At 62.4% G+C, this 23,542-nt stretch carries 22 protein-coding genes and 1 other RNA gene; 7 read left to right on the top strand and 16 right to left on the bottom strand.

Annotated features, from left to right (window positions below; translation table 11 throughout):
- Positions 1-7: 7 nt before the first annotated feature.
- The 7 genes from ssuD to argE all read right to left on the bottom strand — a co-directional run bounded on the left by ssuD (position 8) and on the right by argE (position 8,436).
- On the bottom strand, positions 8-1,156 hold the full coding sequence (ssuD, locus tag BT179_RS05800; RefSeq protein ID WP_072430916.1) for an FMNH2-dependent alkanesulfonate monooxygenase: 1,149 nt from the start codon (positions 1,154-1,156) through the stop codon (positions 8-10).
- Positions 1,157-1,181: 25 nt separating this feature from the next.
- Complete coding sequence (locus tag BT179_RS05795; protein ID WP_072390396.1) at positions 1,182-2,147, bottom strand: sulfonate ABC transporter substrate-binding protein; 966 nt, start codon at positions 2,145-2,147, stop codon at positions 1,182-1,184.
- Positions 2,148-2,238: 91 nt separating this feature from the next.
- Entirely contained in the window at positions 2,239-2,832 is a 594-nt protein-coding gene (ssuE, locus tag BT179_RS05790; protein ID WP_072390398.1) for an NADPH-dependent FMN reductase, read from the bottom strand.
- Between the two features lie 300 nt (positions 2,833-3,132).
- Positions 3,133-3,771, bottom strand: a complete 639-nt coding sequence (locus BT179_RS05785; RefSeq protein WP_072430917.1) for a peroxiredoxin — start codon at positions 3,769-3,771, stop codon at positions 3,133-3,135.
- 281 nt (positions 3,772-4,052) lie between these two features.
- The gene (locus tag BT179_RS05780; protein ID WP_072390404.1) at positions 4,053-5,372 is read right to left on the bottom strand and encodes an OprD family porin; all 1,320 of its coding nucleotides are present in this window, start codon (positions 5,370-5,372) and stop codon (positions 4,053-4,055) included.
- 475 nt (positions 5,373-5,847) lie between these two features.
- Positions 5,848-7,146: an amino-acid N-acetyltransferase gene (gene argA / locus BT179_RS05775; RefSeq protein WP_072430918.1), complete on the bottom strand. Its 1,299-nt coding sequence runs from the start codon at positions 7,144-7,146 to the stop codon at positions 5,848-5,850.
- A gap of 132 nt (positions 7,147-7,278) precedes the next feature.
- Positions 7,279-8,436: an acetylornithine deacetylase gene (argE, locus tag BT179_RS05770; RefSeq protein ID WP_072430919.1), complete on the bottom strand. Its 1,158-nt coding sequence runs from the start codon at positions 8,434-8,436 to the stop codon at positions 7,279-7,281.
- A 156-nt stretch (positions 8,437-8,592) separates the two neighbouring features.
- Between argE and BT179_RS05765 the strand changes: the two genes are divergently transcribed.
- The gene (locus tag BT179_RS05765; RefSeq protein ID WP_072390413.1) at positions 8,593-9,960 is read left to right on the top strand and encodes a CYTH domain-containing protein; all 1,368 of its coding nucleotides are present in this window, start codon (positions 8,593-8,595) and stop codon (positions 9,958-9,960) included.
- Between the two features lie 140 nt (positions 9,961-10,100).
- Here BT179_RS05765 and BT179_RS05760 read toward each other — a convergent pair whose 3' ends face one another.
- A complete protein-coding gene (locus BT179_RS05760; RefSeq protein WP_072430920.1) occupies positions 10,101-10,571 on the bottom strand; it encodes an Lrp/AsnC family transcriptional regulator in 471 nt (156 codons plus the stop codon).
- A 126-nt stretch (positions 10,572-10,697) separates the two neighbouring features.
- Here BT179_RS05760 and BT179_RS05755 point away from each other — a divergent pair, with 126 nt between their 5' ends.
- The 3 genes from BT179_RS05755 (at position 10,698) to BT179_RS05745 (ending at position 13,371) form a co-directional block, all read left to right on the top strand.
- Positions 10,698-11,036, top strand: coding sequence for a hypothetical protein (locus BT179_RS05755; protein WP_072430921.1), 339 nt, complete (start codon positions 10,698-10,700; stop codon positions 11,034-11,036).
- A 144-nt stretch (positions 11,037-11,180) separates the two neighbouring features.
- Positions 11,181-12,965 carry a type IV pilus assembly ATPase TfpB gene (locus BT179_RS05750; protein ID WP_072390422.1) on the top strand — a complete coding sequence of 595 codons (1,785 nt, stop codon included), beginning with the start codon at positions 11,181-11,183 and terminating at the stop codon, positions 12,963-12,965.
- Positions 12,966-13,050: 85 nt separating this feature from the next.
- Positions 13,051-13,371, top strand: coding sequence for a DUF2388 domain-containing protein (locus BT179_RS05745; protein ID WP_172834654.1), 321 nt, complete (start codon positions 13,051-13,053; stop codon positions 13,369-13,371).
- Positions 13,372-13,460: 89 nt separating this feature from the next.
- Here the strand turns inward: BT179_RS05745 and gcvH are convergent, their stop codons facing one another.
- The 8 genes from gcvH to BT179_RS05705 form a co-directional block, all read right to left on the bottom strand.
- The gene (gene gcvH / locus BT179_RS05740; RefSeq protein ID WP_072390428.1) at positions 13,461-13,847 is read right to left on the bottom strand and encodes a glycine cleavage system protein GcvH; all 387 of its coding nucleotides are present in this window, start codon (positions 13,845-13,847) and stop codon (positions 13,461-13,463) included.
- 48 nt (positions 13,848-13,895) lie between these two features.
- On the bottom strand, positions 13,896-14,978 hold the full coding sequence (gene gcvT, locus BT179_RS05735) for a glycine cleavage system aminomethyltransferase GcvT (RefSeq protein ID WP_072390433.1): 1,083 nt from the start codon (positions 14,976-14,978) through the stop codon (positions 13,896-13,898).
- 334 nt (positions 14,979-15,312) lie between these two features.
- Positions 15,313-16,920 (bottom strand): ABC transporter permease, encoded by a 1,608-nt coding sequence (locus BT179_RS05730; protein ID WP_072430922.1) that lies wholly within the window; start codon positions 16,918-16,920, stop codon positions 15,313-15,315.
- A gap of 214 nt (positions 16,921-17,134) precedes the next feature.
- Positions 17,135-18,139, bottom strand: coding sequence for an extracellular solute-binding protein (locus BT179_RS05725; protein ID WP_072430923.1), 1,005 nt, complete (start codon positions 18,137-18,139; stop codon positions 17,135-17,137).
- A 113-nt stretch (positions 18,140-18,252) separates the two neighbouring features.
- Positions 18,253-19,470, bottom strand: coding sequence for a 2-octaprenyl-3-methyl-6-methoxy-1,4-benzoquinol hydroxylase (locus tag BT179_RS05720; protein ID WP_172834653.1), 1,218 nt, complete (start codon positions 19,468-19,470; stop codon positions 18,253-18,255).
- An 80-nt stretch (positions 19,471-19,550) separates the two neighbouring features.
- Positions 19,551-20,750 (bottom strand): 2-octaprenyl-6-methoxyphenyl hydroxylase, encoded by a 1,200-nt coding sequence (gene ubiH, locus BT179_RS05715; RefSeq protein WP_072390445.1) that lies wholly within the window; start codon positions 20,748-20,750, stop codon positions 19,551-19,553.
- On the bottom strand, positions 20,747-22,081 hold the full coding sequence (gene pepP, locus BT179_RS05710; protein ID WP_072390448.1) for a Xaa-Pro aminopeptidase: 1,335 nt from the start codon (positions 22,079-22,081) through the stop codon (positions 20,747-20,749). The genes ubiH and pepP overlap by 4 nt, the downstream gene beginning before the upstream one ends.
- A gap of 27 nt (positions 22,082-22,108) precedes the next feature.
- Positions 22,109-22,663 carry a YecA/YgfB family protein gene (locus tag BT179_RS05705; RefSeq protein WP_072390451.1) on the bottom strand — a complete coding sequence of 185 codons (555 nt, stop codon included), beginning with the start codon at positions 22,661-22,663 and terminating at the stop codon, positions 22,109-22,111.
- 121 nt (positions 22,664-22,784) lie between these two features.
- On the opposite strand from BT179_RS05705, the gene BT179_RS05700 reads away from it, so the two are divergent.
- The 3 genes from BT179_RS05700 (at position 22,785) to ssrS (ending at position 23,518) form a co-directional block, all read left to right on the top strand.
- Entirely contained in the window at positions 22,785-22,994 is a 210-nt protein-coding gene (locus BT179_RS05700; protein WP_017845111.1) for a TIGR02449 family protein, read from the top strand.
- Positions 22,991-23,308, top strand: coding sequence for a cell division protein ZapA (locus BT179_RS05695; RefSeq protein ID WP_072390454.1), 318 nt, complete (start codon positions 22,991-22,993; stop codon positions 23,306-23,308). The genes BT179_RS05700 and BT179_RS05695 overlap by 4 nt, the downstream gene beginning before the upstream one ends.
- Positions 23,309-23,338: 30 nt before the next feature.
- Positions 23,339-23,518: non-coding RNA, 6S RNA (ssrS, locus tag BT179_RS05690), on the top strand.
- The last annotated feature ends 24 nt before the right edge of the window (positions 23,519-23,542 follow it).

Raw genomic sequence — 23,542 nt, 5'->3', positions numbered from 1 at the left:
GGCCGCCTCAACTCTGGGAAGCGGCTTTAGGCAGGATATCGTTGGCGACCATCTCACCGAACGGGCTTACGTACCCCTGGCTCTGCGGCAACGGCGCATGCTCCACATCCAGATGAGGGAAAAGCAACTCCGCCACGCGGTAGGACTCTTCCAGATGCGGGTAGCCGGAGAAGATAAAGGTGTCGATCCCCAACTCGGCGTATTCCTTGACCCGCGCAGCGACGGTCGGGCCATCGCCCACCAGTGCCGTCCCGGCTCCGCCCCGAACCAGGCCGACACCGGCCCATAGATTCGGGCTGACCTCCAATTTGTCGCGCCGTCCACCGTGCAGCGCAGCCATGCGTTGCTGGCCCACCGAATCGAAGCGCGCCAGGGAGGCCTGGGCACGGGCGATGGTGTCGTCGTCCAGATGGGAGATCAATCGGTCGGCCGCCTGCCAGGCTTCGGCATTGGTTTCTCGCACGATCACATGCAGGCGAATGCCGAAGCGCACCGTGCGCCCGAGCCTGGCCGCCTTGACCCGGACCTGTTCGATCTTTTCCGCCACGGCCGCTGGCGGCTCGCCCCACGTCAGCACCATGTCCACCTGCTCGGCGGCCAGGTCCTGGGCGGCTTCCGAGGAGCCGCCGAAATACAGCGGCGGGCGTGGTTGCTGGATCGGCGGATAAAGCAGCTTGGCACCCTTCACGCTGATGTGCTCGCCGTCGTAGTCCACCGTCTCGCCTTCCAGCACGCGGCGCCAGATACGGGTGAACTCCACCGACGCCTGGTAGCGTGCCTCGTGGTCCAGGAACAGGCCGTCGCCGGCCAGTTCGTCCGGGTCGCCACCGGTTACCAGGTTGAACAGCGCCCTCCCCCCAGACAAGCGATCCAGGGTCGCGGCCTGACGCGCCGCCACCGTCGGGGAAATGATCCCTGGGCGCAGCGCCACGAGGAATTTCAGGCGCTGGGTCACGGGAATCAGCGAAGCGGCCACCAACCAGGAATCTTCGCAGGAGCGCCCGGTGGGGATCAGCACCCCACCGAACCCCAGCCGATCCGCCGCCTGGGCAATCTGCTGCAGGTAACCGTGATCGACGGCGCGAGCGCCTTCGGCGGTGCCAAGGTAATGGCCGTCGCCGTGGGTAGGCAGGAACCAGAAAATATTGAGGCTCATGGAGTGGTCTCCCTGGGGGTCGAATTTACTGCGCGTTCGCAACGGCCGCCGGTGGCGTCCAGATCACGTCCTTGATGCTCAGCGGCTTGGGTATCAACTTGAGCTGATAGAAGCTGTCGGCGATCTTCTGTTGCGCCGCGATCACTTGCGGTGTGAGGAACAGCGCTCCGTAGCCCTGGCGCTTCACCGACGTCAGGGTGATGTCGGCGGGCAGGCCAAGCAGTGGCGATACCTGTCGTGTCACGTCCTCAGGATTGGCCCTGGACCATTCGCCCACGGCGCGCACTTCTTCCACCAGGGTCGTGATGACCTGGGGATGCTTTTGCGCGTAGGGTCGGGTGGCGAGATAGAACTGGTGATTGTCGACGATGCCCTTGCCGTCACGCAGGGTCCGGGCCTGCAACTGTTGTTCGGCGGCGGCCTGGTAAGGGTCCCAGATCACCCAGGCATCGACACTGCCACGTTCGAACGCCGCGCGGGCGTCAGCCGGGGGCAGGAACACGGTCTGGATGTCGGAATACTTGAGGCCAGCGTCCTCCAGCGCGCGCACCAGCAGGTAATGCACGTTGGAGCCCTTGTTCAGGGCGACCTTCTTGCCCTTGAGGTCCTGCACCGACTGGATGGGCGAGCCCTTGGGCACCAGGATCGCCTCGCTGCCGGGCGCTGGCGGTTCATAGGCGACATAGAGCAGATCGGCACCCGCCGCCTGGGCGAACACCGGTGGGGTTTCCCCCGTGACACCGAAATCGATGGAGCCGACGTTCAGGCCTTCGAGCAACTGCGGGCCACCGGGAAACTCGGTCCACTGCACGTCCACGCCTTGGGCGGCGAGACGTTTTTCCAGCGAGCCCTTGGCCTTGAGCAGCACCAGCGTGCCGTACTTCTGATAACCGATCCGCAGGGTCTCGGCTTGGGCCTGGGTGATGGCGCCGAAGGACACAGCCGCAGCAAACAGAGCGACCAGCCCGCGACGCAAAATGACAGAGCGCATGGCGCCTCTCCTTTTTTGCTATGGGGTTTTGGCTGCACCTGCTTGGCCGTTGGCGGCTGAGTAAGGTGAAGTGAATCAGGGTGTATCGGGTTCAAATGCTCCAGCGAGCACTCAACAAACGTTCGTTCAACAGGCCTGGATCCAGCGGCTTGGGTCGACGAGCCATGGCGCTGAGAAACTGCTCGAGCGCTTCGTCCAGGCGCTGCTGCAAGGCGGGCGTCAGCTGGGCCTGGGCAGAGCCTTCGCCGTAGGCGATCTGACTGTCTTCGGCAAAGATGCCCTGGAGCATTTCCTGGGCCTTGAGCGCCGAAAGCACGGGCTTGAGGGCGTAGTCCACGGCCAACATGTGGGCAATGCTGCCGCCCGTGGCCATGGGCAATACCACCTTGTGGCTCAAGGCACGTTCGGGGAGCAAGTCCAGCACGGTTTTCAACGCGCCGGAAAAGGAAGCCTTGTACACCGGCGTGGCAATCAACAAACCGTCGGCGTTTTCGATTCGCTGGAGCAGGTCGACCACCTTGGGACTGTCGAAACGGGCATGGAGCAGGTCTTCGGCGGGAAAATCACGCACCTGATAGCTCGCCACTTCCACACCTTGCTGCTGCAACCAGCGCTGCGACCGCTCCAGCAATACCCCGGAACGGGAACGCTGACTGGGACTGCCACCGAGTGAGACGACAAACATGCCAACATCCTTAAACGTCCTGTGCGATTCGCGATGGGCGATCTCGCGTTTAGGCCCCCACCATAACAGCGGATTTTTATATCTTTAAATCATATTTATTCATTTGGTTATTCGATCAAGAAATATAAAATTGTTTTTTCCAGGCCATAAAAAAAAGGCCGTCGGAACGGCCAAAACCCTTGGTACACAAGCCTTGATCATTCCCACGCGCTGCGCGCAAGCGCCTCAACGGACGCTCCGCGTTCGGCTGCCGGACTGTCCTTGGCTGCCACGCGGAGCGTGGGAACGATCGTTGAATGGCTACCTGTTGGGCTGCGGTGTCATGCGCAGGTAAGGCTTCACCGCGCGATAGCCCTTGGGGAAGCGGTGCTTGAGCTCCTCCTCGTCCTTGAGCGACGGCACGATCACCACTTCATCGCCGTCCTGCCAGTTGGCCGGGGTAGCGACCTTGTAGTTATCGGTCAGTTGCAAGGAATCGATCACCCGCAGGATCTCGTTGAAATTGCGCCCGGTGCTGGCCGGGTAGGTGATGGTCAGGCGGATCTTCTTGTTCGGGTCGATCACGAACAGCGAACGCACGGTCAAGGTATCGCTGGCATTGGGATGGATAAGGTCGTACAGGTCGGAGACCTTGCGGTCGGCATCGGCCAGGATGGGAAAATCGACGATGGCGTTCTGAGTTTCGTTGATGTCCTCGATCCATTTGTGATGCGAGTCCACCGGGTCTACCGACAGGGCGATGGCCTTGACGCCGCGCTTGGCGAATTCATCCTTGAGCTTGGCGGTCAAACCCAGTTCGGTGGTGCACACGGGGGTGAAATCCGCCGGGTGAGAAAACAGCACACCCCAGCTAGTGCCAAGCCATTCGTGGAAGCGAATCCTGCCGGCGCTGGAATCCTGTTCGAAATCGGGGGCGATGTCGCCGAGTCTGAGGCTCATGGTGCGGCTCCTGATGGTTTTTTGTGAGCCCAACTGTGCACCGCTTTTCACTGCTTTAAAAAGAATGAATACCCATTTGGTTAGATCCTTAGTGAATATAAAAAACTGTTCACTGGTGCCGTGGCGCATAGCGGGCCAAGATCGTTCCCGAGGTTCGAGAAGGCCTCGAGTTGCTGAAAAGAGGAGAAGGTTTCGGGAAAGGCTACAGGGGTGGGCCTGACCCGAAAACGTAAAAGCCCCGCCGGGCATGTTGCCGGGCGGGGCTTTTTTTGCGCTACGTCTTACATGAAGTTGTAAGTGTAGTTGAAGATCAGACGGGTCTGGTCCTGACTGTCGCCTGCACCGCTGCTGCGGTAGGTACCCTGGCGCAGGGTAGTGCCGAAGCCTTTCAACGCGCCTTGCTGGATTACGTAATCCACACGCATGTCGCGTTCCCACTCGGAGTAGTCGCTTCCACCCGTGGCGGATTTGACATCGTCACCACGCAGATAGGCGACCGAGGCTTTCAGGCCTGGAACGCCCAAGGAAGCGAAGTCGTAGGAGTACTGACCGAAGGTAGTATTTTCACCGGCACGGACAAACCCGTTGATCATGCTGTCGGTGAACAGGTAGAAGCTCGCACCACCAGCCCCTTCAGGACGACCGTTGCCATCGACCACGTTGCCCTGGTTCAGGTAGACGAAGCCACCGTCATCACCGACTTGCTGGTGACCCAACAGGAACGCGCTGCCGCCGAGGGTGTAAGTGAACATGGCGCTCCAGGTCTTGTTATCGACCTCGCCCGGCGTCTTGGCATAGCCACCGTTGTTGTTGAAGCGGTAGCCAGCATCGCCGTTACGGCCGTCGGAGCTGCTGTCGAAATAACGCAGGTCAGTCTTGAACGATTGGCCTTCGCTGATCGGGAATACGTGTACGGCGCCCAGGAAGTGCTGCTTGTAATAGTCTTGCAGGTTGGCGTAGTAGTACTGCAGGGTCAGGTCTTTGGTGACCTTCCAGTCGGCGCCGGCAAAACGGAACTGGTTGCTGTCCTCGGTACCGCCCGCCACTGCCAGACCGGTGCTGTTGCTCGATGCACGGCCAGTGGCATGTTCCAGCTGACCTGCGTTGAAGGTCACATTGTCGATTTCCTTGGAGGTGATGGTGCCACCTTCGAAGGTCTGTGGCAGCAAACGGCTGTCGTTGGCCACCAGGATCGGCAGGTTAGGCTGCAGGGCACCACCCAGGTGAGCCTCGGTCTTGGAGAAGAGCGCCTTCACGTTACCCGACAGACGGCTCCACTCGTGGACCGCCGAACCATCGGTGTCGCTTGGCATATAGGAGCCAGCGTTACGCCCCCGTCCCCCATCGAGACGAATCCCCACCAGCGCCTGAGCATCGATACCGAAACCGACGACACCTTGCGTGAAACCAGACTTGTAGTCGAACTTGAGGCCAGTCCCTGTTTCGCGCAGGTCCTCGCTGCCCGTTTCATGGTTATCGTTATTGAAGTACAGAGTACGAGAACTGACGGACGCCTTGCTGTCCTCGATAAAACCGGCGGCGCCTGCCTGCTGCGCCAATACCCCAACGGCCACAGCCAGGGCCAAGGTGGACTTCTTCATGTATCGCTCCTCTCGTTTTCTAATTCTTGTGTGTCTTTGGTCCCGGGTCGCACGCCCGGAATCCGCGGATGCGCGATTAGCGCCAGACCGTGACCGGCAAGTCAACCGCAACCCTTTCGGACTACGACCATGGTCTAACCCCGCGACACCGGCCCGAAGAATAATGGATTCTCTATAAATCCAAAAAGAATTGTTTCATTAGTTTTCAGCTCGTTTCGACATATGATTGCCATCAAAGCGTCATCATGCCGATGGCATGGCGTATCGGCGACGTTTGGGATAACTGAATAGTGCTTCGTCGGGCTTTTGCGAGGTCAGCCGAATCCAGGCACAGGGATTGAACCTGTGAGCTTCGAATGGCTTGGGTTCGCAGGACAGATGTTCGCGCATGCCACGATCTTGAGGCTTTCCAGACTAGACGCTCATTGTCTGAAATCAAGAAGAACGCGGCAGCGCGACGATTGGCAGCAACGGCCTACAGGGCTTTTTCGAAGATCTTCGAATTGCGTTGATAGTTGTACAACGATGCCCGTGCCGCCGGCAGGCGTTCCACGCTGCTGGGCTCGAAGCCACGCTCGCGGAACCAGTGGGCAGTCCGGGTCGTCAGTACGAACAGCGTCTTGAGCCCTTGGGCGCGAGCGCGGGCTTCGATCCGCTCCAGCAGTTCGTCGCCGCGCCCGCCATGGCGGTATTCCGGGTTCACCGCCAGGCAGGCCAGTTCCCCGGCATCCGAGTCGGCGATCTGGTAGAGCGCCGCGCAGGCGATGATCATGCCTTCGCGCTCGACCACGCTGAACTGCTCGATTTCGCGTTCCAGCACCTCACGAGAGCGACGCACCAGGATCCCCTGTTCTTCCAACGGGCTGATCAATTCCAGCAGGCCGCCGACGTCTTCGATGGCCGCTTCACGCACCACTTCGAATTGTTCCTGGGCCACCAGCGTGCCGCTGCCGTCGCGGGTGAACAGTTCGGCCAGCAGCGCACCGTCCTCGGCGTAACTGACGATATGACTGCGCGCCACACCGCCACGGCAGGCCTGGGCCGCCGCATCCAGCAGCTCGGCCTGGTAGTCGCTCCCCAGGCGTTGCATATGGGCCGGGACCTGTTGCGGACGCAACTCGCGCACCAGTTTGCCGTCCTCGCCGATCAAGCCTTGCTCGGAGCCGAACAGCAGCAACTTGTCGGCGGCCAGGTCGATGGCCGCGCGAGTGGCGACATCTTCGCAGGCGAGGTTGAAGATCTCCCCGGTGGGGGAATAGCCCAACGGCGACAGCAACACGATGGAGCGCTCGTCCAGCAAGCGGTTGATGCCCTTGCGGTCGACCCGACGCACTTCTCCGGTGTGGTGGTAATCGACCCCCTCCAGCACGCCGATGGGCCGTGCGGTGACCAGGTTGCCGCTGGCGACACGCAGCCGCGAACCCTGCATGGGCGACGAAGCCATGTCCATGGACAGGCGCGCCTCGATGGCGATGCGCAACTGGCCGACCGCATCGATCACGCACTCGAGAGTCGCGGCATCGGTGATACGCATGCCGCGGTGGTAATGGGGGGTCAGGCCGCGGGCGGCGAGGCGAGTCTCGATCTGCGGGCGCGAGCCATGCACCAGTACCAGGCGCACGCCGAGGCTGTGCAGCAGCACCAGGTCATGGACGATGTTGCCGAAGTTGGGGTGTTCCACACCGTCGCCGGGCAGCATGACGATGAAGGTGCAATCGCGGTGGGCATTGATGTACGGCGAAGCGTGGCGAAGCCAATTGACGTATTCGGGCATGAACCTGGACCTGTAACAAATAACAGCCAAAAAAGGACGAAACAGAACGCACAGCAGGCTGGTGGTTATCGTCGGAACAGGCTTGGCGACACGCGCGCTCTCCTCATGAATACGGGCCCGGACAGGGGCAATTTAACCGGCCGCGGCAGGTGACAGGCAGTAATGCCCGATCAACTGTCGCAACACGTGTACGGTAGGTTGCAGGCGTGACATTTCAAGGTATTCGCCGGGTTGATGGGCACAGGCGATATCGCCGGGGCCCAGGACCAGGGTTTCGCAACCGAGGCGCTGAAGATAAGGCGCTTCGGTGCCGAACGCCACTGCTTCGGCACGATGGCCGGTGAGCCGTTCTGCCACCCGCACCAGTTCCGCATCCTCGGCCTGCTCGAAAGGGGGGACCTCGGGAAACAGCGGGGCGTAGTCGATCCTGACCTTGTGCCGTTCGGCGATGGGGTCGAGCTTCTGCCGGATAGCCGCCCTCAGGCTCTGTGGGTCCATGCCCGGCAAGGGTCGCAGGTCGAACTCCATGGAGCACTGGCCACAGATCCGGTTGGGGTTGTCGCCACCATGGATGCAGCCGAAATTCAGGGTCGGCTGTGGCACCGTGAATTGCGGGTTACGAAACTCTCGTTGCCATCGCAGGCGCAGGCCACGCAGTTCCCCCATGGCGTCGTGCATGGCTTCGAGGGCGCTGTGGCCCAGGCTCGGGTCGGAGGAATGGCCGCTGCGGCCAAGAATATCGATGCGCTCCATCATCACCCCTTTGTGCAGGCGAATCGGCTTGAGGCCGGTCGGCTCACCAATCACCGCTGCCCGCCCCAGTGGGCGACCGGCTTCGGCCAGGGCCCGGGCGCCGGCCATGGAGCTTTCTTCGTCGCATGTGGCGAGAATCAGCAACGGCTGCTTGAACGGCTGGTCCAGCAGCGGCTTGACCGCTTCGATCACCAGGGCGAAAAAGCCCTTCATGTCGCAACTGCCCAGCCCGACCCAACGGCCATCGACTTCGGTGAGCCTGAGCGGGTCGGTCTGCCACAACGCTTCGTCGAACGGTACCGTGTCGCTATGCCCGGCCAATACCAGCCCACCGGGGCCACTGCCGAAACTTGCCAGCAGGTTGAACTTGCCGGGGCTCACTTGCTGGATGTCGCAGCTGAAGCCCAGGTCGCCGAGCCAATCCGCCAGCAGTTCGATCACCGCAGCGTTGGACTGGTCCAGCCCGGGCTGGGTACAGCTGACCGAGGGGGCGGCGATCAGGGCAGCGAACTGATCTTTCATGGACGGCAAAGGCATCGCTGGCTCCGGGCATGCAAATTGACGTTCATCATAGAACCATCCGGCGCCAGGAAGAAACCGTCGCGGCACGTAGGACCAATGACTCCTGTACACTGCACGACCTTGGCAGCCATACCTTCCCGGCTGCGCACCCGATTCCTGGATTTTCCGGCCATGCAGAAAGAAACCGAAATCAAACTCCGCGTCAGCCGCGAGACCCTGGCAGCCCTGCGCGAGCATCCGCTGCTGAAAAAACGCAACAAGAGCGGCTGGGAACGCCGCGAACTGATGAATCAGTATTTCGACACCCCCGAGCGCGACCTGGCGCGAGCCAAGGTGGCCCTGCGCCTGCGTCGCGACGGCGAAGAGGTAATCCAGACCCTCAAGACCCGTGGCCAGAGCGTCGCCGGTCTGTCCGAGCGCAACGAGTACGATTGGCACCTGCCCAAGGCCAAGCTCGATCTGAAGAAACTCGATGGCGAATGCTGGCCCGAGGCCCTGGCCGAACTGGACAAGAAGACCCTCAAGGCCATCTTCACCACCGATTTCGTACGTGAACGCGCCGAAATCGCCTGGGGTCGCGGCAAAGGCAAGGTGGTCATCGAAGCCGCGCTGGACCTGGGCCATGTCGTGGTCGGCAAGCAGAAGGAAGAAATCTGCGAACTGGAGCTGGAACTGCGTGAAGGCGAACCCGCCGCGCTGCTGGAACTGGCCGCCGAACTGGCCGAAACCCTGCCCCTGATGCCGTGCGACATCAGCAAGGCCGAGCGCGGCTATCGCCTGCATGATGCGAACAGCTACGCCCTGAGCCTGCCGGCGCCACAACTGACCGCCGAAATGCCCCTGGACGACGCCTTCGCCGCGCTGGGCTGGCATTTGCTGGGCAGCAGCCAGCGTCTGGCCGAGCAGTACCGCTTCAATGGTCACTGGCGCCTGCTGCAGGACTGGGTGGAAAACCTCGCCGAACTGCGTGCCTTGCTCAGCAGCCTCGGCCAGGCCGCGCCACGCCAGTCGACCCATGACCTGCGCGTCGCCCTGGATGCCTTGCTCGAAGACTGGCGCCCGTTGGTCCAGGCAGGCCTGGACGACGAAGACGTGCGCAAGGCAGCGCCAGAGCAGTTCCTCGAGGAACTCCAGGATCCACGCTGGGGCCTGTTCTCCCTCAAGGCCTCGCGCTGGCTGCTGGCCCGCAGCTGGGCCGCCGAGCGCAACACCCGTGGCAACCGCCAGGGGGCGGCGCAACTGAGCAGTTGGCTGCCACGCCTGTTGGGTGAGGAGTCGACGTCGCTGCAACTGCAACGCTACCAGCAGCAGCCGGAAGACCTGGCCGAGCAATTGCCGCGCATCGAGCGCATCCAGGTCTGGCTGCACCACGCCCGCCAGGTACTGGACATTCCGGAAATGGACCGTCTCTATGGCGAGTTGAACAAACTGGCGCAACTGGCCAACGAACCGATCACCGATCAAGCCCTCGATGCGCGCAAGCAGCAGGCCATCGCGGTCTACCAGAACCGGGCCTGGAAAACGCTGTTGCGGCTATAACCTGGGTAACTGCGGCGCCTTTCACATCGCCATCGCGAGCAAGCTCGCCTCCACGGCCGATCTTCGCCGATTTGCGTTCGCCGAAGATCCCTGTGGGAACCAACTTGCTCGCAACGGGGCCAGCCCATCCTCCAGGGAAATCAGCGCACCACCGGCAAACTCGTCGTGGACTTGATTTCCGAAAGCGCCACGATGGAGTTCACTTCCTGGATCCCCGGCACCAGCGACAGCTTTTCGAAAAAGAATCGCTCGTAAGCTTCTATGTCCGCCGTGACAATGCGCAGCAGGAAGTCCACCGAGCCCATCAGTACGTAGCACTCCAGCACCTCGGGGAAGCCGCGAATCGCCTCGGTGAACTCGGTAAAATTTGAACGACCGTGGGCGTTGAGCTTTATCTCGGCGAAGATCTGCGTATTCAGGCCGATTTTCTTGCGATCGAGCAATGTCACCTGCCCCCGAATGATCCCCTCTTCCTTCATCCGCTGAATCCGGCGCCAGCATGGCGACTGGGACAAGCCCACCTGCTCGGCGATCTGCGCGCTGGACAGCGAAGCATCCTCCTGCAGCAGTGCCAGTATCCTGCGATCATAGGCATCCAGCTCGCCGTGCATGAATCCACCTTAAAATCCAATATATGAGACTTGAATCATTCGTTTAATGGCTGAAGTCACCCATATTAGATAAGAAATACCCCGCCACGCATGTAAATATTTCTCCCGCCTTTCTGGAGATAGAACATGCCTTCTTTCGACGCCGTCATCGCCGCGCCATCTCGTACCGACGCCTGGCACCACGCCAATGCCCATTGCCGCGCGTGGTACCGGTTGCTGGCCGAAGCCGAGGCCGATGTGTTGTGTCGCGCCCTGAACCTGTTCGCACTGCAAGGCCTGACACCGCAACAGGTCCATGTCGAATGCGAGGATGATCTGCTGAGCATGGAGGTCTTGATGGATGGACTGAGCTGGCACCGTGCCCAGGTCATCGCGGAAAAATTGCGCAACCTGATCAGCGTGTGCTCGGTGGACCTGCAAAACATCGACGAAACATGGGTCGAACCGGTCCAGGCCAGCGGCTGAAGAACGCCGGAGCAGGAAATTGAAACGCATTGGTCGAATAGTGGCCCAACGGTGCATGGGGTCGGGACTATCCTTTTGCAGACCGGGAAGGCGCCGAAGCGTCTACATCGCGGCTTTGCTGAATTTGTCCAATAGGAAACCCGCATGTCCACCAAACACGCCACTCAGGACCGCTGGCTGGACCTCAACGATCTGCTGCGCCAACTGGTCGCCCAGGGCTTCATCAGCCAGGACTCGGCCGAGACCGCGCTCAACGCCCGGCGGCGCCACGGTGCCAATGCCCAGTTGCATCCGCTGGAGTTCATCGCCAACCAGCACCTGGACGACCTGAGCCGCCCAGGCAAGCGACTCGACCTGGAAAGCCTGACCCTGTGGCTGTCCCAGCAGGCCGGCCAACCCTACCTGCGCATCGACCCGCTGAAGATCAACGTCGCGGCCGTCACGCCCCTGATGTCCTACGCCTTCGCCCAGCGCCACAAGATCCTGGCGGTGGCGGTCGATCGCGACGCGGTCACCGTCGCCAGCGCCCAGCCGTACGTCAGGAGCTGGGAATCGGACCTGACCCACGTCCTCAAGCTGCCGATCAAGCGAGTGGTGGCCAACCCCGTGGATATCCAGCGCCTGAGCGTGGAGTTCTACCGCCTCGCCAAATCGGTCAGCGGTGCCAGCACGACCGACCAGCAACCGAGCAACCTGAGCAACTTCGAGCAACTGCTCAACCTTGGCGCCAGCGACCAGGAGCCGGACGCCAACGACGCGCACATCGTCAATATCGTCGACTGGCTGTTCCAGTACGCCTTCCAGCAACGTGCCAGCGATATCCACATCGAACCACGTCGCGAACAGGGGACGGTGCGGTTTCGCATCGACGGGGTGCTGCACACCGTCTACCAGTTCCCGCCGCAGGTGACGATGGCGATCATCAGTCGCCTCAAGAACCTGGGGCGAATGAACGTCGCGGAAAAGCGCAAGCCTCAGGACGGCCGGGTCAAGACCAAGACCCCGGACGGCGGCGAGGTGGAATTGCGCCTGTCGACACTGCCCACGGCCTTCGGCGAAAAGATGGTCATGCGGATCTTCGACCCGGAAGTGCTGCTCAAGGACTTCGACCAGCTCGGCTTTTCCGCCGATGACCTGCGGCGCTGGCAGGACATGACCCGCCAGCCCAACGGCATCGTCCTGGTGACCGGCCCCACCGGGTCCGGCAAGACCACCACCCTCTACACCACCCTCAAGAAGCTGGCGACACCTGAGGTGAATCTCTGCACCATCGAGGATCCGATCGAAATGGTCGAGGCCTCCTTCAACCAGATGCAGGTGCAGCACAACATCGACCTGAGCTTCGCCGCCGGAGTCCGGGCGCTGATGCGCCAGGACCCGGACATCATCATGATCGGCGAGATCCGCGACCTGGAAACCGCCGAGATGGCGATCCAGGCCGCGCTCACCGGACACCTCGTGCTCTCGACGTTGCACACCAACGACGCCCCCAGCGCCATCAGCCGCCTGCTGGAACTCGGCGTGCCCCATTACCTCATCAAGGCCACGGTACTGGGGGTCATGGCCCAGCGCCTGGTGCGCACGTTGTGTCCCCATTGCAAGGCCCCCCTGGCCCTGGACGAGGACGACTGGCAAACCCTGACGCGCCCCTGGCAAGCCCCGCTGCCCAGCAACGCCCAGCAGGCCGTCGGCTGCCTGGAGTGTCGCGACACCGGCTATCGCGGGCGCGCCGGGGTGTATGAAATTCTTCAATTGAGCGACAGCATCAAGGGGCTCATCCACGCCGACACCGACCTGCTGGCGGTGCGTCGCCAGGCCTTCAAAGAAGGTATGCGCAGCTTGCGACTGTCCGGCGCCCAGAAGGTCGCCGCCGGGCTGACGACCGTGGAGGAAGTGCTCCGGGTGACGCCGCAAAGCGAACAGAAATGAGTTCGGCGATACCTGACCAGGCAGTCACGGAACTGAATCGAGGCGCAGGTAATCCAAAGTCATAGTTAACCCTGTGGAGTCACCTATCATGCGTCTCAAACTTGCTGTCGCGACCCTGGCCTTGCTGTCTCTTCCTGTTGGCTCGGCGATGGCCGACACGTTTTGGCGTAACGTCATTTCATCCGGTGCGACCACCGGTTCCACCTACCTGACGTTCAAGGACAACAAGCTGATCGTCGCCGCCCAGGACGACGCCGGCAGCTTCGTCGCCAGTGACGGCAACATCCGCGGCCCATACCTGGAAGCGGCCATGCAGAAAGTCCGTGCCGACAACCCTGGCCTGCAGGCCAGCGACATGGAACTGGCCAACGCGATCCTGGCGAAAAACGCCATCGCCCAGGACTGATTCAACGCCAAAAAAAAGCCGCTCGATCGAGCGGCTTTTTTTTGGGCTGAGAAAAGTCGATGTCAACATCGACCATCCTGTGGGCGCGGTTATTCGCCGATAGCGGCTTTGTAACCCGCCGCATCCAGTAATTTGCCCAGGTCGGCATCTGCATCGGAAGGCTTGATCTTGAAGATCCACGATTCGTAGGGCGTATTGTTCAGCGCTTCCGGCTCGTCACCCAGGGCTTCGTTGACTGCAACGACTTCACCCGACACGGGCGAATAGATGTCCGAAGCTGCCTTCACCGATTCCACCACCCCTGCCGCATCACCGGCCGCCAATTCTTTGCCAAGCTCCGGCAGCTCGATGAACACGACATCACCCAGTGCCTCCTGAGCGTGATCGGAAATACCCACGGTGACGCTACCGTCAGCCTCCAGGCGCGCCCACTCGTGACTTTCGGCAAAACGCAGTTCGGCAGGGATGTCGCTCATATTCTGTGTCCTCTAGAGAAGTGTCAGCGGCCAATGGCCAGCAAAAGGTTAGATCAGGGTTTTGCCATGGCGGACGAAGGTCGGCTTGACCACCCGTACCGGGTACCACTTACCGCGAATTTCCACCTCGGCACGGTCGGCGGTGGCCATCGGAACGCGTGCCAGGGCGATTGACTTGCTAAGCGTAGGAGAAAAACTACCACTGGTGATCTCCCCTTCGCCAACATCGGCGATGCGTACCACCTGATGGGCACGCAGGACGCCGCGTTCCTCCAGCACCAGGCCGACCAGTTTATGCTGCACGCCTGCGGCCAGCTCGGCTTCCAGCGCCGCGCGCCCGATGAACTGACGGCTCGCCGGCTCCCAGGCAATGCTCCAGGCCATGTTCGAGGCCAGCGGGGAAATGTCCTGGTGAATGTCCTGACCGTAGAGGTTCATGCCGGCCTCCAGGCGCAGGGTGTCCCGGGCGCCGAGGCCTATGGGAGAAATACCGGCGCCCACCAGGTCGTTGAAGAAACTTGGCGCTTCGTGGGCAGGCAGGACAATTTCCAGGCCATCCTCACCGGTGTAGCCGGTGCGGGCGATGAACCAGTCACCGTCGGCGCGCCCTTCGAAAGGCTTGAGCTGCTGGATCAACTGGCCACGTGATTGAGTGACCAGCTCGGCAATCTTGTGCCGGGCCTGGGGCCCCTGGATCGCCAGCATCGCCAGCTCGGGACGTTCGCGCAATTGCACGTCATATCCGCCGAGCTGCGCCTGCATCCAGGCCAGGTCCTGGTCGCGGGTCGAGGCATTGAAGACCAGACGGTAACTGTCCTCGATCCGATAGATGATCATGTCGTCGACGATGCCGCCGCGTTCGTTGAGCATGGCGCTGTAGAGGGCACGCCCCGTTTGCTGCAAGCGGTCCACGTCGTTGGCGAGCAGGCGTTGCAGCCAGGCCTTGGCCTGGGGACCGTCGACATCGATCACGGTCATGTGGGATACGTCGAACACCCCGCAGTCGCGACGCACCTGATGGTGCTCCTCGACTTGCGAACCGTAATGCAAGGGCATATCCCAACCGCCAAAATCGACCATCTTCGCGCCAAGGGCGAGATGAAGGTCATACAGAGGCGTACGCTGTCCCATGGGTTTCTCCTTCCGGGCTTGGCGAAGATGCGGACGGGCACTGCACAGCGCGAACGCCGAAGAGTATTTTCAGCCGCTCTCAGTTACCCGGTCTGACAGACAGACCGCACCGAATGCCGCGCATTGTAGCCGCATGACAGTAGACTGGCACCTGCGACCGCTAGGCTCTGTTTGAAAAGTCTTGAGACTAAGGTCAGGCAGGGCGAAAACCGGCGAGGAACGGCCGGGGTCGCGCTCGACTTTACTGGAGTAAATGAGCATTGCGATCGGACTCGCGCACGAGCCGGCGTTTTCAACGCAGCATGAACGAGTATCAAGGCTTTTCAGACAGGGCCTAGCGTGCCGAACGACGTATCAATCCGATGACCGGCAACAGCCCCACCAGCACCAGGGTCAACGCCGGCAAAGCGGCCCGCGCCCACTCCCCCTCGCTGGTCATCTCGAAGATCCGCACCGCCAGCGTGTCCCAGCCGAACGGGCGCATCAGCAGGGTCGCGGGCATTTCCTTGAGGACATCCACGAACACCAGCAACGCCGCACTCAAGGTGCCGGGCAGCAGCAAGGGCAGATACACTTTGAAAAACAGTCTTGGGCCACTGACCCCAAGACTGCGTGCAGCTTCGGGCAGTGAAGGACGGATTCGTCCCAGGCTGCTTTCCAGCGGGCCGTATGCCACCGCCAGGAAGCGCACCAGGTACGCCAGCAACAGGGCCGACAGGCTGCCCAGCAACAACGGCTGGCCCGCACCGCCAAGCAGGGTCGACAACGGTATGACCAGCTCCCGATCCAGGTAGCTGAACGCAAGCATGATCGACACTGCCAGTACCGAACCCGGCAAGGCGTACCCCAGGTTCGCCAGGCCCACGCCGGCCCGGATCGTACGGGTTGGCGCCAGGCGGCGGGCGAAAGCCAGCAGCAGCGCCACACACACGGTGACCAGTGCCGCCAGGCTACCCAGGTAAAGTGTGTGGAGGATCAACCCGGCATAGCGCTCATCCAGGTCGAAGCGCCCCCGCTGCCAGAACCACACCACCAGTTGCAGTACTGGAATGATGAAAGCACAGGCGAACACCAGCAGGCACCAGCCACTGGCCGCCACGGCCTTGACTCCCCGCAGGTGGTACAGAGCCTTGACCCTGGGCCGCTCGTTGCTGGCCCGCTGGGCACCCCGGGCGCGACGTTCGCCGTAAAGCACCAGCATCACCGCCAGCAACAGCAGGCTGGCTAATTGCGCCGCACTGGAGAGGCTGAAGAAGCCGTACCAGGTCTTGTAGATGGCGGTGGTGAACGTGTCGAAGTTGAACACCGACACCGCGCCGAAATCCGCCAGTGTCTCCATCAACGCCAGTGCCACGCCGGCTCCGATGGCTGGCCGGGCCATCGGCAGCGCCACTCTCCAGAAGGCCTGCCAGGGCGATTGGCCCAGCACCCGGGCCGCCTCCATCAAGCCCTTGCCCTGGGCCAGGAACGCGCTTCGCGCCAGCAGATATACATAGGGATAGAACACCAGCACCAGCACCAGGATCACCCCGCCGGTGGAGCGCACCCGAGGCAGGCGCAGGCCACTGCCGAACCCTTCGCGCAGCAAGGTCTGCACCGGGCCGGCAAAATCCAGCAGGCCGACGAAAACAAAGGCCAACACATAGGCAGGGATCGCGAATGGCAACATCAACGCCCAGTCGAGCCAACGTCGGCCGGGAAATTCGCAGAGGCTGGTGAGCCAGGCAAGGCTGACCCCCAGCAAGGTGACACCCACCCCCACACCGATGATCAACGTCAACGTGTTGCCCAGCAGACGTGGCATCTGGGTGTCCCAGAGATGGGACCAGATCTGCCAGTCAATGCTCTGCCAGGAAAGCAGCAGGACACTCAGGGGCAGCAGGACCAACGCGGCGATGACGAAGACCAGGGGGTACCAGCGGCGTTGGACAGGGTGGGTCAAGGGGGATTCTCGTTCAAATGACTGTGCCCACGTTTTGCGTGGGCACTTATTCTATGACGCAGCCATTCAGCCGCACAGGACATGTGGTGATGAGGGGGCGCCTTCGGTTGGCTTTCCAGGCATGCGTCGCGATGTGCCTCTCCAAGCGGCGCTCGTATCCGGATCGCTTCGCCCCGCAGGAATCGACTCCCTCGTCACAGAGCCTGGCCGGTGATCAGTTCCAGCCAGCGCGGTCCATCATGCGAATGGCTTCGGCCTGACGCTTGCCCGCCACTTCCACCGGCAGGGTGTCTGCCTTGAACGGGCCCCAGGCAGCCACTTCCTTGGACGGCTGCACGTTCGGGTTGGCCGGGAATTCCTGGTTGATGTCGGCAAAGATGCTCTGGGCTTCGGGCGTGGTCATCCACTCCACCAGCTTCTTCGCCGCCTCCGGATGCGGCGCGTACTTGGTCAGGCCGATACCCGAGAGGTTGATGTGCACCCCACGGTCTGCCTGGTTGGGCCAGAACAGTTTCACCTTCAAGTCCGGTTTCTGCTGGTGCAGGCGACCGAAGTAGTAGGTGTTGACGATGCCGACATCGCACTGCCCGGCATTGATGGCCTCCAGCAACGCGGTATCGTCGGAGAACACATCCGTGGACAGGTTGCGGACCCAGCCCTTGAGGATCTGCTCGGTTTTTTCGGCACCGTGGGTTTCGATCAGGGTGGCGGTCAGGGACTGGTTGTAGACCTTCTTCGAGGTGCGCAGGCACAGGCGGCCTTCCCACTCATCGCCTGCCAGGGCTTCATACGTAGTCAGCTCGCCGGGTTTGACCCGCTCGGTGGAATAGGCAATGGTCCGCGCCCGCAGGCTCAAGCCTGTCCAGGCATGGGAAGACGCGCGGTACTGGGGCGGGATGTTGGCATCGATCACGGGGGAGGTGAACGGCTGGAGGATGCCCATCTGCTCGGCCTGCCAGAGGTTGCCGGCATCGACGGTCAGCAGCAGGTCGGCAGTGGCGTTTTCGCCTTCGGCCTTGATGCGTTGCATCAACGGCGCTTCCTTGTCGGTGATGAACTTCACCGGGACGCCGGTCTTCTTGGTGTACGCATCGAAGACCGGCTTGATCAGTTCATCGATACGCGAGGAGTAGACCACCACCTCATCGGCGGCCTGGACGGCCGTGGTGCCGAGCAGGGTCAGGGCGAGGGCGGACAGCAGGCGCTTGGATGCCAACATGGTAGCGGTCTCTCGATTATGAACGAGCGCAAATGATAAGGACTCACATTTGGCGTCACAATCGAACCTTGGGCCAAGACGTTTCCAAATGTTGCACGTCGGGGCAACAGCGTTCAGGCCTTGGCCAGGTCCGGCAAGTCCCCGGTCAATCCCAGCGCCTCGCGTACGAACAACGCCTTGGCCTCGGGCAACCGGTCCACCAGCCGCAGCCCGGTGTTGCGCAACCAGCGCACCGGCAACGGATCGGCCTGGAACAACCGTTCGAAACCTTCCATCGCCGCCATCAACGCCAGGTTATGGGGCATGCGCCGACGTTCGTAGCGACTCAGCACCTTGACGTCCGCCAGCCGCTCGCCCCGCCCGCTCGCCTGGAGCAACACTTCGGCCAGCACCGCCGCATCGAGGAACCCCAGGTTGACCCCTTGGCCCGCCAGGGGGTGAATGGTGTGGGCCGCATCGCCGATCAGCGCCAGGCCTTCGGCCACGTAGCGCTTGGCGTGCCGTTGACGCAACGGTACGCACAGGCGTGGGTCGGCCTCGATGACCTGGCCGAGCTGGCCTTCGAAGGCCCGCTCCAGCTCGCCGCAGAAAGTGCCGTCATCGAGGGCCATCAAACGCTGCGCTTCGCCGGGCGTGGTGGACCAGACGATCGAGCACCAGTCGTGTCGACCATCGCGCTCCAGGGGCAGGAACGCCAATGGCCCGTTATCGGTGAACCGCTGCCATGCCGTCATCCGATGCGGCCGGGCGCTGCGCACGCTGGTGACGATGGCGTGATGCAGATAATCCCACTCGCGCGTGGCTACCCCCGTCAGCCGGCGCACCGCGGAGTTCGCGCCGTCGGCGGCGATCACCAGGGGGGCCCGCAGGGTACGGCCATCGGCCAGGGTCAGCAGCCATTCGTCACCGGAGCGGCGCATCTGCTCCAGCCGTGCGTTGGCCAGCAGGCCCAGGTCGCAGTCGTGCAGCCGGTCCAGCAACGCATCCTGCACCACACGGTTTTCCACGATGTGCCCCAGTACGTCGGCATGCAGGCTGGCAGCCGAGAAATGGATCTGTCCGGTACCGCTACCGTCCCAGACGTGCATATCGGTATACGGGCTGGCACGCCGTGCGGCGATCCCCCCCCAGACGCCCAGACGCTCCAGGATCCGCTGGCTGGCCGCCGACAAGGCACTGACCCGGGGTTCGAACGGGGCCTGGGAGTCGAAGGGTTTGACACTCATCGGGCTGCCATCGACCAGCAACACTTGCAGGCCACTGCCTTGCAAGGCCAGCGCCAGGGCGCTGCCGACCATACCGGCGCCGACAATCAGCAGATCTGCACGCAATTCCATGCTTCAAGCCTGTGCTGCGGGCGACATCAGCCGCCCTTGGAAAGATTGATCGGGCCTGGTGCCCATGGCATCGCTCATACATCGCTCCAGACATCGGGCCGCGTTCCCAGGCCCATGGCCTGGCGGGCGAACCAGCGCTTGGCCCCAGGCAAGAGGTCGAGGCCCAGCAGGCCCAGGTTACGCCCCAGGGAAACCAGCGGCAGGCTGCTGCTGAACAGGCGAGTCACCTGGTCGGAGAACCCGACCGTCAGGTTCTGATCCAGCCGCTGGCGTTCGCGATAGGCTTGCAACACGGCGAAGTCCCCTGGCGGGGTGTCACTGTCGAGCAAGGCGTCCGCCAAGGCCTGGGCATCGCGCAAGGACAGGTTGAACCCCTGCCCGGCGATCGGATGCAGGCTATGGGCAGCATTGCCCAGGATCGCCAGGTGCGGGCGCACCTGCTCTTCGGCCTCCACCAGCGCCAACGGATACAGATGGCGCGCGCCTACCTGCTTGAGGATGCCCAGTCGATACCCGAACACGCCCTGCAGTTCCTCCAGGAAACTGCGCTCGTCGAGGGCCGCCAGACGTTGCGCGTCCATACCCTGGCGGGTCCAGACCAGTGCGCAGCGGTTCTCCGGCAACGGCAGCAGGGCCATCGGCCCCTCGTCGGTGAAACGTTCGAAGGCCATGCCGTTATGGGCTTCGCCAGGGGTGATATTGGCAATCAACGCGCTCTGGTCATAAGGACGGTGCCGCACGCCTACGCCCAACTGCTCCCGCAGATTGGAACGGCCGCCGTCTGCCAACACCGCCAGGTCGCATTCCAGGGTGGTTTCATCATCCAGGGTCAGGCGGTAGCCGCCTGCCAGGGGCTCCATCCGAATGACCTGCGCCGGGCACCGCCAGCTCACTACGTCCCTGTCCAGGCCCTGCCACAGGCACTGGCCGAGCCAGGCGTTTTCCACCACGTAGCCCAGGGCGGGCACGCCCTCTTCCATGGCCGACAGCCGCGCCGTGGAAAACCGCCCGCGATCGGACACGTGGATCTGCTTGATGGGTTCGGCGCGACGGGAAACCTCCTGCCAGAGACCGAGGCGCTGGTAGATCTGCCGGGAACCGAACGACAGCGCCGAGGAGCGGGCATCGTAGCTCGGCTGCCAGGCGTCGCCGGGGGCGAAAGGCTCGATCAGGGTGATCGTCCAGCCCCGGGCCTTGGCACCGGCCTGCAGGGCCAGGGCCAGGCTCGCGCCGACCAGGCCTCCGCCGATGATTGCCAGATTGACCCGGCTCATGCCGCTTGCGTCCGCGCGGCGGCCATCAGGGCCTCGATTTCGGCTACTGTCTTCGGTACATCCCTGGTCAGGATTTCACAGCCGTTCTTGGTCACTACCACGTCGTCCTCGATGCGCACGCCAATGCCGCGCCATTTTTTCGCTACGCTGCGGTTGCCGGGCGCGATGTAGATGCCCGGCTCCACGGTCAATGTCATGCCGACTTCCAGCACCCGCCACTCGCCACCGACCCGGTATTCACCCACGTCGTGCACGTCCATGCCCAGCCAATGGCCGGCACGGTGCATATAGAACGTGCGATAGGCTTCGCTGGCGATCAACTCGTCCACGTCCCCCTCCAGCAACCCCAGGCGCACCAGCCCTTCGGTAATGACCCGCACGGTCGCTTCATGGGCCTGGTTCCAGTGCTTGTCTGGCGCGATCTCGGCGAACGCGGCTTCCTGGGCGGCCAGCACCAGCTCGTAGATCGCCTTCTGCTCGGGCGAGAACCGGCCGTTGACCGGCCACGTCCGCGTGATGTCACTGGCGTAGCAGTCGATTTCACAACCGGCGTCGATCAACACCAGGTCGCCATCCTTGAGCAGCGCATCGTTCTGCTGGTAGTGCAGGATGCAACCATTGCGACCCGCCGCGACGATCGAGCCATAGGCCGTCATCTTCGCCCCGCCCTTGCGGAACTCATAATCCAGTTCGGCTTCCAGGCTGTATTCGTACAGCCCCGGACGCGCTGCCTGCATCGCCCGCACATGCGCACGGGCGGAAATCCGGGCTGCCTCGCGCATGACCTTTACTTCCGCCGCCGATTTATACAGGCGCATGTCATGCAGCAGATGATCCAGGGCAACGAATTCGTTCGGCGGCTGGGCGCCGAGGTTGGCCTTGGAGCGAATCACGTTGATCCACTCCATCAGGTGCCGGTCGAATTCGGGATTGCTGCCCATGGCCGAATAGACCCGGTCGCGGCCTTCTATCAGCCCCGGCAGGATGTCGTCGATGTCGGTGATGGGAAACGCGTCGTCGGCGCCGTAGTCACGGATCGCGCCCTCCTGGCCGGCTCGCAGGCCATCCCACAACTCACGCTCGGCGTTGCGCTCGCGGCAGAACAGGATGTATTCGCCATGGACCCGGCCCGGCATCAGCACGATCACCGCCTGAGGCTCGGGGAACCCGCTGAGGTACTGGAAATCGCTGTCCTGGCGATAGACATGCTCGACGTCGCGATTGCGGATCGCCACGGCGGCCGCGGGCAGGATGGCGATGCTGTTGGGTTCCATCTGCGCCATCAGGGCCTTGCGGCGACGGCTGTATTCCGATTTCGGGATATGGATCATGGGCAGACGGCTTTCCCTTTCCAGCAATCAGTGCAAGGACGGCTTGGCGGCCGGCTCGGCGGTTTTCCGGGTCTCGGTGAACAGCAACAGGGGCGCGACCCGCAGGTATTCCATCACTTCCATGTAATCGCTTTCGCCGTCATCGGACTCTTCCAGGGCATCCTGGACTTGGGAAATCGCCGCCAGGTCCTGCAGCACTTCGTTCGCCTCGGCGCTCAGCGCATAGGCGCGGCGAGTCAGGCCGAAGCCGGCAAGGAAACCCTGGCACCACTGGCCCAGCGCGGCAGCGCGTTCGGCCAGCGGCGCATCGTCGGTGGGCAGCAGCAGGACGACAGTCATGTCATCGCTGGTCAACTCACCCTTGACCATCTCCTGCAGGCCGATGAGAGCATTGCGGACGTTGTCCGCCGGCTCGCCTTCCAGCAGCTCGGCGGCGTCGGCCAGCCAACCCTCGGCGTCGAAGCCGGCACCGGCGCAGCTGCGGCCGAGCAACAGGCCATGCAGTTCGGCAGGCGATACGGGGTGGCCGCTGGTGCTCAGCAGGGTGGCGAAAGCTTGATACGGGGAATTCTGAATGGGCATGGGCAGCTAGGCGCCAGACGGCGCTATGTCTAGAATGGAGGCCTTGTATCCTACATCGACAGACTCGCCAAGACCATTAAAGGCTGTGCGACCCACATCCCCCATCAGACAGTGGATCACAATGGAAGACACCGACCTGCAAGCGCTGATGGCCAGACTCGAGCTGCTAATTGACCGGGTCGAGCAACTTAAGCGTCAAAACGGACTCCTATTAGCTCAGGAAAAGACCTGGCGCGAGGAACGCGCGCACCTCATTGAAAAAAACGAAATCGCCCGGCGTAAGGTCGAATCGATGATTTCGCGCCTCAAGGCCCTGGAGCAAGACTCATGAGTTCAAGCAATAGCGTTACCGTGCAGATCCTCGACAAAGAGTATTCGATCATCTGCCCCCAGGAAGAGCGCAACAACCTGGTGAGCGCCGCCCGCTACCTGGACGGCAAGATGCGCGAGATCCGCAGCAGCGGCAAAGTCATCGGTGCCGACCGCATCGCCGTGATGGCCGCCTTGAACATCACCCACGACCTCTTGCATCGCCAGGATACGCCCGAGGTACAGATCAGCGGCTCGACCCGCGAACAGGTCCGCGACCTGCTCGAACGGGTGGATCTGGTACTGGCCACCGATCCGGACGTCAGCAAGGGCTGATTCGCGAGACAGCCTGAGGTATACTCGCCTCACTCCCTGGGGTGCTTGCCAGTTGGTGATGTCCCTGAGCCGATACGCACAACCACGGGGGTTGCACGTTGGGGCCGGTGTGCATGTCCGCTTGACGGAAAGCCTTAACGCCTCCTGCAACTTCCACCTTGAACTCTCGGGTTCAAGGGCTAAGCCGACAGCGGTTCATCCGGGGAGCCTGAATCTTCAGACAATGCCAGTCAT

This window comes from Pseudomonas sp. NFACC43 (genome assembly GCF_900119645.1).
Lineage (GTDB): Bacteria > Pseudomonadota > Gammaproteobacteria > Pseudomonadales > Pseudomonadaceae > Aquipseudomonas.
This window is presented reverse-complemented; position numbering and strand designations above follow the sequence as displayed.

What these genes read in the sequence shown, in the direction of transcription:
- ssuD (WP_072430916.1), bottom strand. Translation starts at nt 1,156, where the DNA reads ATGAGCCTCAATATTTTCTGGTTCCTGCCTACCCACGGCGACGGCCAT.
- BT179_RS05795 (WP_072390396.1), bottom strand. Translation starts at nt 2,147, where the DNA reads ATGCGCTCTGTCATTTTGCGTCGCGGGCTGGTCGCTCTGTTTGCTGCG.
- ssuE (WP_072390398.1), bottom strand. Translation starts at nt 2,832, where the DNA reads ATGTTTGTCGTCTCACTCGGTGGCAGTCCCAGTCAGCGTTCCCGTTCC.
- BT179_RS05785 (WP_072430917.1), bottom strand. Translation starts at nt 3,771, where the DNA reads ATGAGCCTCAGACTCGGCGACATCGCCCCCGATTTCGAACAGGATTCC.
- BT179_RS05780 (WP_072390404.1), bottom strand. Translation starts at nt 5,372, where the DNA reads ATGAAGAAGTCCACCTTGGCCCTGGCTGTGGCCGTTGGGGTATTGGCG.
- argA (WP_072430918.1), bottom strand. Translation starts at nt 7,146, where the DNA reads ATGCCCGAATACGTCAATTGGCTTCGCCACGCTTCGCCGTACATCAAT.
- argE (WP_072430919.1), bottom strand. Translation starts at nt 8,436, where the DNA reads ATGCCTTTGCCGTCCATGAAAGATCAGTTCGCTGCCCTGATCGCCGCC.
- BT179_RS05765 (WP_072390413.1), top strand. Translation starts at nt 8,593, where the DNA reads ATGCAGAAAGAAACCGAAATCAAACTCCGCGTCAGCCGCGAGACCCTG.
- BT179_RS05760 (WP_072430920.1), bottom strand. Translation starts at nt 10,571, where the DNA reads ATGCACGGCGAGCTGGATGCCTATGATCGCAGGATACTGGCACTGCTG.
- BT179_RS05755 (WP_072430921.1), top strand. Translation starts at nt 10,698, where the DNA reads ATGCCTTCTTTCGACGCCGTCATCGCCGCGCCATCTCGTACCGACGCC.
- BT179_RS05750 (WP_072390422.1), top strand. Translation starts at nt 11,181, where the DNA reads ATGTCCACCAAACACGCCACTCAGGACCGCTGGCTGGACCTCAACGAT.
- gcvH (WP_072390428.1), bottom strand. Translation starts at nt 13,847, where the DNA reads ATGAGCGACATCCCTGCCGAACTGCGTTTTGCCGAAAGTCACGAGTGG.
- gcvT (WP_072390433.1), bottom strand. Translation starts at nt 14,978, where the DNA reads ATGGGACAGCGTACGCCTCTGTATGACCTTCATCTCGCCCTTGGCGCG.
- BT179_RS05725 (WP_072430923.1), bottom strand. Translation starts at nt 18,139, where the DNA reads ATGTTGGCATCCAAGCGCCTGCTGTCCGCCCTCGCCCTGACCCTGCTC.
- ubiH (WP_072390445.1), bottom strand. Translation starts at nt 20,750, where the DNA reads ATGAGCCGGGTCAATCTGGCAATCATCGGCGGAGGCCTGGTCGGCGCG.
- pepP (WP_072390448.1), bottom strand. Translation starts at nt 22,081, where the DNA reads ATGATCCATATCCCGAAATCGGAATACAGCCGTCGCCGCAAGGCCCTG.
- BT179_RS05705 (WP_072390451.1), bottom strand. Translation starts at nt 22,663, where the DNA reads ATGCCCATTCAGAATTCCCCGTATCAAGCTTTCGCCACCCTGCTGAGC.
- BT179_RS05700 (WP_017845111.1), top strand. Translation starts at nt 22,785, where the DNA reads ATGGAAGACACCGACCTGCAAGCGCTGATGGCCAGACTCGAGCTGCTA.
- BT179_RS05695 (WP_072390454.1), top strand. Translation starts at nt 22,991, where the DNA reads ATGAGTTCAAGCAATAGCGTTACCGTGCAGATCCTCGACAAAGAGTAT.